General features: G+C 59.2%; 4 protein-coding genes. 1 reads left to right on the top strand and 3 read right to left on the bottom strand.

Annotated features, from left to right (window positions below; translation table 11 throughout):
* Window positions 1–140 precede the first annotated feature (140 nt).
* Window positions 141–587: a VOC family protein gene (locus CT676_RS42765; protein WP_075019313.1), complete on the bottom strand. Its 447-nt coding sequence runs from the start codon at window positions 585–587 to the stop codon at window positions 141–143.
* Window positions 588–886: 299 nt separating this feature from the next.
* On the opposite strand from CT676_RS42765, the gene CT676_RS42760 reads away from it, so the two are divergent.
* Window positions 887–2,668 carry an adenylate/guanylate cyclase domain-containing protein gene (locus CT676_RS42760; protein WP_223153860.1) on the top strand — a complete coding sequence of 594 codons (1,782 nt, stop codon included), beginning with the start codon at window positions 887–889 and terminating at the stop codon, window positions 2,666–2,668.
* A gap of 189 nt (window positions 2,669–2,857) precedes the next feature.
* Here the strand turns inward: CT676_RS42760 and CT676_RS42755 are convergent, their stop codons facing one another.
* The gene (locus CT676_RS42755) at window positions 2,858–4,648 is read right to left on the bottom strand and encodes an adenylate/guanylate cyclase domain-containing protein (protein WP_167768349.1); all 1,791 of its coding nucleotides are present in this window, start codon (window positions 4,646–4,648) and stop codon (window positions 2,858–2,860) included.
* 229 nt (window positions 4,649–4,877) lie between these two features.
* Complete coding sequence (locus tag CT676_RS42745; RefSeq protein WP_135217263.1) at window positions 4,878–5,795, bottom strand: alpha/beta hydrolase; 918 nt, start codon at window positions 5,793–5,795, stop codon at window positions 4,878–4,880.
* Between the last annotated feature and the right edge of the window lie 380 nt (window positions 5,796–6,175).

Raw genomic sequence — 6,175 nt, 5'->3', positions numbered from 1 at the left:
GGCCAGTCATTGGACGCTCCGACGCGAGACATCGGCCGCCTGCAACGATTGGCGACCACGGCCGCGTGCCGACCTATCCGTTTGCACACACCCAAGACCCTTAGCGGACAATCTCCAAGTGGGATTGCTGGGTCGAAAAGCTATCTTTTTCCCAGGTCTTGCGCGAAACGCAGAAGGTAGCCGTCGGGGTCCTGCACCAAAAACTGCCTGTTGCCTCGCTCCTCACCGGCGATCCGATACCAAGCATCGTGACATTCCCTGAAGAGCGGCCATTGTGCCTTTTCCAAAGCATCGAGAAGTGGCGCGACGGAGCCGACAAAGATTTGGAAGTTGATACCGCGCCCCAGTGGTCGTTCTAAAGCACCAGTTTGCCAATGGCCGCTGTGCTGTCTGAGCATGACCTGCGCACCCTGAAACTCCAGGTACACAAATCGACTTTCAGGCCGCTGATAGGCGATACGGAAACCAAGGAGGTCGCACCAAAAGGTCGTGCTCTGCTTGAGGTCGAACACATCCATTTCAGGGACCAAGTGAGCAAAACCGCCAGTCGGTAATCTGTCTTCTGACACAGCCATAGCCTGCAACATCCTCACTCGTGTCGTGCTCGCAAAAGATCGACCCAATTCTGATGATGGGCAATTCTAACATATCTTCCCGTGTTGGGACTGTCTGATAGACAAGCGGCTGTCGAGGCGATGTCTGCTTTTGGCCCGTATGAGACCTGGCGAGGGGTACTAAAGATGTCCGCTCACTGGGGCTGACCGGAAGTCGTCTCGGGAGAACCAAACCGACGCGATTGACCCAACTCGGACATTGGTCCTGGCCGGACACCAGCCCACGATGCTGCTATGATGGACATCTAGCTTCCCGAGCCCGGGGGTGCGTCTTGAGCAGCGAGCCCGTCGAGCGGCGACTGACGGCTATCCTGGCGGCGGATGTCGCCGGTTATAGCCGCTTGATTGGTGCCGACGAGGAAGGCACGCTGGCGCAACTGAAGGCTTTTAGAAAAGCGCTTGTCGACCCCACAATCGCCAAACATCGCGGCCGCATCGTCAAGACCACTGGCGACGGTATGCTGGTCGAATTTGCCAGTGCCGTCGATGCAACGCGATGCGCCATCGAAGTTCAGCGCGGCATGGCTGACGAGAACACGGAGATACCCCAGGCCGAGCGGATCGAGTTCCGCATCGGCATCCATCTGGGAGACGTCATCATCGACGACAACGATATCTTCGGCGATGGCGTCAATATTGCAGCGCGGCTCGAAAGCATCGCTGTGCCGGGAGGCATTTCGATCTCTCGTGCTGTTCACGATCAGGTCCGTGACCGGATCAATGTGTGTTTTGACGACAAGGGCGAGATCGCGCTGAAGAACATCGCGCGACCGGTGCAAGTGTTCGCGGTTTCTGGCGCGAAGGAATCGAAAACGACAGTTTCGCCAGAATCGAAGCCAGCCCTTGCCCTTCCTGATAAGCCCTCCATCGCTGTTCTGTCATTCACCAACATGAGCGGTGATCCGGAACAGGACTACTTTGCTGATGGAATGGCCGAAGACGTCATCACGGCGCTGTCTCATTTCAAGGCGCTGTTCGTCATCGCCCGCAATTCGAGCTTCACTTACAAGGGGCGCGCCGTCGACGTGAAGCAGATTGGACGCGAGCTTGGGGTGCGCTACGTGCTGGAAGGCAGCGTTCGCAAAGTGGCAAACCGAGTGCGCATCACAGGACAGCTCGTCGATAGCGCCACCGGAGCCCATCTTTGGGCAGATCGGTTTGATGGTGGCCTCGGCGACATCTTCGCTCTGCAGGACCAGGTGACCGAGAGCGTTGTCGGGGCGATCGCGCCAGCGGTGGAAAAAGCCGAGATCGAGCGTGCCAAGCGCAAGCCGACCGAGAGTCTCGACGCCTATGCCCTCTACTTGCGCGGTTTGGCCGGATTTTATCAGTTTGCCAACCGGCAAGCTAACGACGAGGCATTGCGCCTGTTCAACAGTGCGATTGAGCTCGACCCAGACTTTGCGTCCGCCTACGGTCGTGCCGCCTCTTGCCACGTCTATGCAAAGGGCGAAGGCTGGATTTCAAACACAGCGAACGAGATTGCCGAAGTGACGAGGCTCGCTCGGCGGGCGGTCGAGTTGGGCAAGGACGACGCGATCGCGCTCGCCGCGAGCGGGTGGGCGTTAGCGTATGTTGTTCGCGATCTCGGGGTAGGCGCCGCCTTAATCGATCGCGCGCTTGTGCTCAATTCCAATTCTGCCGACGCATGGTATTGCGGCGGCTGGGTGAAACTCTGGCTCGGTGAACCGGAACTGGCGATCGAGCGCTTCGCGCATGCCATGCGTCTGAACCCACTTGATCCGTGGGCGATGGCAATGCGAAGCGGGACCGCGCATGCACATTTCTTCCTGGGCCGCTATGACGAGGCAGCATCGTGGGCGGCAATGGCATTGCAGGACAAACCGGACCATCAAGCGGGATTACGCATCGACGCCGCAAGCAACGCAATGGCCGGACGGCCGGAGCAGGCACGTAAGGCAGTGGCTCGGCTGCGGCAACTAAATCCCGCGCTACATGTTTCCACTCTCAAACACGTGCTGGGCCCTTATCGGCGTGCCGAAGACGTCTCGCGATATGAAGAAGGATTGCGGCAAGCCGGGATGCCCGAGTGACCGTCGCAGCCAAGGATTTCGCCCGTGGCGACGAGGTGGACGAATAGAGATGCCGTTTGCTGCAGTGCATGAGTCTGCTTGTGGCCCGAAGCCGAAACTCGCCCGAACACGTGTCATGTCGGCTGTCGGAGGTAAACCAGACGCCTAAGCAGCTTGGCGTCTACCGCCGCTTCTGACCCGTCTCCGACATCACCCCTCTGGCACCCCGGCCATGCGCATGCCCTCACAGAAGCGCTCGCGTCCAGCGAGGTAAGTCGGATGGTCGCTCGGCACGTTGGCGCGGAAGCGGGAGATAGTGAAAGTCGGGTCGAGCGCAAGCCCTGCTTGGGCCGCGGATCGCGCCTCATCAAGCTGACCGAGGTGCGCTAGCGCGGTGGCAAGATAGATGTGCGCGCGTGGATGATTTCGGTTGATCTCGACCGAGCGACGGAACCGTGCGACCGCCTCCTGATCGGCGCCGAGCTGCAGCTTGGCGAAGCCCGCGAACATCATCCAAACAAAAGCCTCCGTATCACGAGGACTGAGGCGGAGTGCCTCTTGGACATGGGCCTCAGTCTCCTCGCCGCGACCGAGAAGATACTTGGCGCGACCAATGTAGGCGTGCGCATTAGCTAGGTTTCGATCCAGCGCCAATGCCTGCTCGCATTCAGCAATGCCTTGGGCCGCGCGGTTTGTGAACATTTTGATGTTTCCGAGAAGCCAGTGGGCGCGTGCGTGCTGGGGGGCCAGGGACAGAGCCTTGATCAAGGCCGTCTCAGCCGCTGCGAGACGCGCGGCCCGCTCAACGGTCAAAGCCATGCCAACAGCTGCCGCATCAACAACTGCCAATCCGACCAGCGCTTCGACATTTTTGGGATCGAGCGCCAAGGCGCGTTCAAAAAAGCTGCGCGATTGCGCAAGATACTCGGAAGTCCTTCCCTTGTTTAAGCAAGCCATGCCCTGGAAAATAAAATCCATCGCATCGGGATGCAGCGAACGCTCCGCCCGCCGCGCCTCAGCTTCAACAAGTTGAGTATTTAGCGTGTTGGCGAGCCTCGATACGATTTCGTCCTGCATATCGAATAGATCAGCGACTGGCTTATCGAACCGTTCGGCCCACAGGTGTTTGCCAGTCTCGGCGTCGATCAGCTGAACATTCACGCGAAGCCGGTTGCCACCACGCTGCACCGAGCCCTCCAGTACGTAGCGGACGTTTAACTCGCGCCCGATCTGCTTGAGATCAACCGCTTTGCCTTTGAACGTAAATGCGGTGTGTCGGCCAATCACGAATGAGCCATTGATGCGCGACAAGTCTGTGGTCAGGCTCTCGGTCACGCCGTCAACGAAATAGTCTTGCTCGGGATCGCCACCAATATTCGCAAACGGCAGCACCACCATGGACAGACGCGGCGCTGAAAGCGAGCTTGGCGTCGTGCTGCCGACCTTTGTCACCGGGCTAAGTCCCTCTCGGGCCACGGCATAGGCTCGGATCGGACGAGCAATATTCTTGAGGTTCTGCTCGCCCAGATCGGTGAACTCAACCCCGACCTTGCCTCGGACTTGATCGTAGGCAGAAGACGAGATGCAGATGCCGCCGGGTTCTGCGATGCTCTCAAGTCTCGCCGCGACGTTGACGCCATCTCCAAAGATGTCATGGGGCTCGACAATTACGTCGCCGATATTGACGCCCACGCGCAAAGCAATGCGTCTGTCTTCCGCGTCACCAATTGTAAGTTCCTTGATGCGGGTTTGAAACTGAACAGCAGCCCGAACCGCTTGGACCGCACTCGGAAAGTCCGCCAAGAACCCGTCTCCGGTGTTCTTCACCACGCGGCCACCGTGCTCGGCGATACTCGGTTCAACAGCGTCCGCTAGGAGTGCCGTCAGTTTGGCATGCGTCGTTTCTTCGTCATGGTGCATGAGCCGCGAATAGCCAGCCACGTCGGCGGCCAATATCGCCGACAACCTGCGCTCGACCCGGACCGGCCGCTCTTCTGCCATGGCACGCTATCCAACCCACAGCACACTGTATGACGGATCAGACGGCAGTGCCAAGCACGCCTTGACGGGATGCCAGGGGTTGATGTCGGCTCTTGGCCCATCAGCGAAGTGGCGAGACCTTTCATTGAGGTCCGCTTGGTGGGGTAGAGCGCACTGACTTTGCCCGCTCTGCGTTCTTCGCATTTTGATCCGTAGCGGACATTCCCATCGGGACGATGGGAGACCGAAATCACGCCGTTGCTGCCAGATCGTTAGCAACGACCGCCAATATTTCGGCGGCGTGTGAACTCGCAATAAAGTGCCCGCCATCAGCGACTTCGTGCCATACCGCTCCAGGCATCCGCTCACCCAGCGGTTTGTTTACTGCGTAAGGCACAAACGTATCGGCGCCGCCTTGCCACAGATGAACCGGCCTATGGATCGCCGTGACGTCGAATGGCCACTGTTGGTAGAGCATCTGCGCATCGGTCACGAGACCGTCAACGCCTTGCCGGAAGCACTCGCGTCCGGACTCCACGATGGCACTCAGCACATCGTCATCAGCAAGCGCCGCGAGGTCAGCGGGGCAGCTCGCCTTCAGCAATGCCTTCTTGTACTGCTCCGGAAACCGCGTCGCAGCGAGATCAATCAGGTCATACATCAGCTGGAAACCCGGCCGGAAATGCAGTGCAAGGAACCCACCCATGGCGTCGGTCGAGGACAGATCCTTCGCTGCCCAATTCGTACCGAATGCGCCGTAGGATCCGGGAGCGATGCTGGTAACGTGTATCAGCTTCGCGGGATCGAGGTACGCCGCTGCCGCGAGCGCCCAAGGACCACCCTCAGACCAGCCTGTGACCGCAAAGCGATCGGTCTCAAAAGCGTTGGCAATCGCTTCCAGGTCTGCGGCCCAGCCTGCGAAGGTGCGACCGTGTTGAGGATCTGATTTGCCTTGGCCTGGACGGTCCACGCACACAAATCTCAAACCAAGATTGAGCGCGTGAGACGCAAAAACCTTGGCTTCCAGCCGGCTCGATGGTCCGCCATGATTGTGAAGCACGAGCGGACCGTTCGGGTCGCCGACCTGAAGGTAAGCTAGCGATCGACCGCCGATCTGGACTGCACCTTCGCCAGGACACGCAGCGTTGCTTGAATGTCTCAAATACATGCCCTCCGTCGGGCCTCGATGACTCGTCGATCTCGCGGAGCCTTTGTCTCAGCGAACCATCTCTTTCTGGAATTTCTTGATCGTGGGCTGCAACAACGGCCACCATGGTCACATGGCTGTCGGATGTCTGCAACTGGCCGATTTTGTTGCAAAAGTCGGCTGTAACCGACGGATGTCTTTCGGCCATTCGAAGGCCGACCGGCTTTGATCCGCCGACCCGAATGCTCTCAACGCAACTCCTACGCTACGCGATGCGCAATGCATGACCGGGTGGTGGTCGCGCAACGAACGACGCGAGGCGCCTCAGATTTTGAGCGATGGCAGCCAGAACAAACTCGTCCTGGGCGCCCCGTGGGCCACGAAGCCGAAGCCGACCAAGC

It is taken from the genome of Bradyrhizobium sp. MOS001 (assembly GCF_004634465.1).
Classification (GTDB): Bacteria; Pseudomonadota; Alphaproteobacteria; order Rhizobiales; family Xanthobacteraceae; genus Bradyrhizobium; species Bradyrhizobium barranii.
Note: the sequence above shows the minus strand (reverse complement) of the source record. Positions and strands in the feature narration are given on the sequence as shown.

What these genes read in the sequence shown, in the direction of transcription:
- CT676_RS42745 (WP_135217263.1), bottom strand. Translation starts at nt 5,795, where the DNA reads ATGTATTTGAGACATTCAAGCAACGCTGCGTGTCCTGGCGAAGGTGCA.
- CT676_RS42755 (WP_167768349.1), bottom strand. Translation starts at nt 4,648, where the DNA reads ATGGCAGAAGAGCGGCCGGTCCGGGTCGAGCGCAGGTTGTCGGCGATA.
- CT676_RS42765 (WP_075019313.1), bottom strand. Translation starts at nt 587, where the DNA reads ATGTTGCAGGCTATGGCTGTGTCAGAAGACAGATTACCGACTGGCGGT.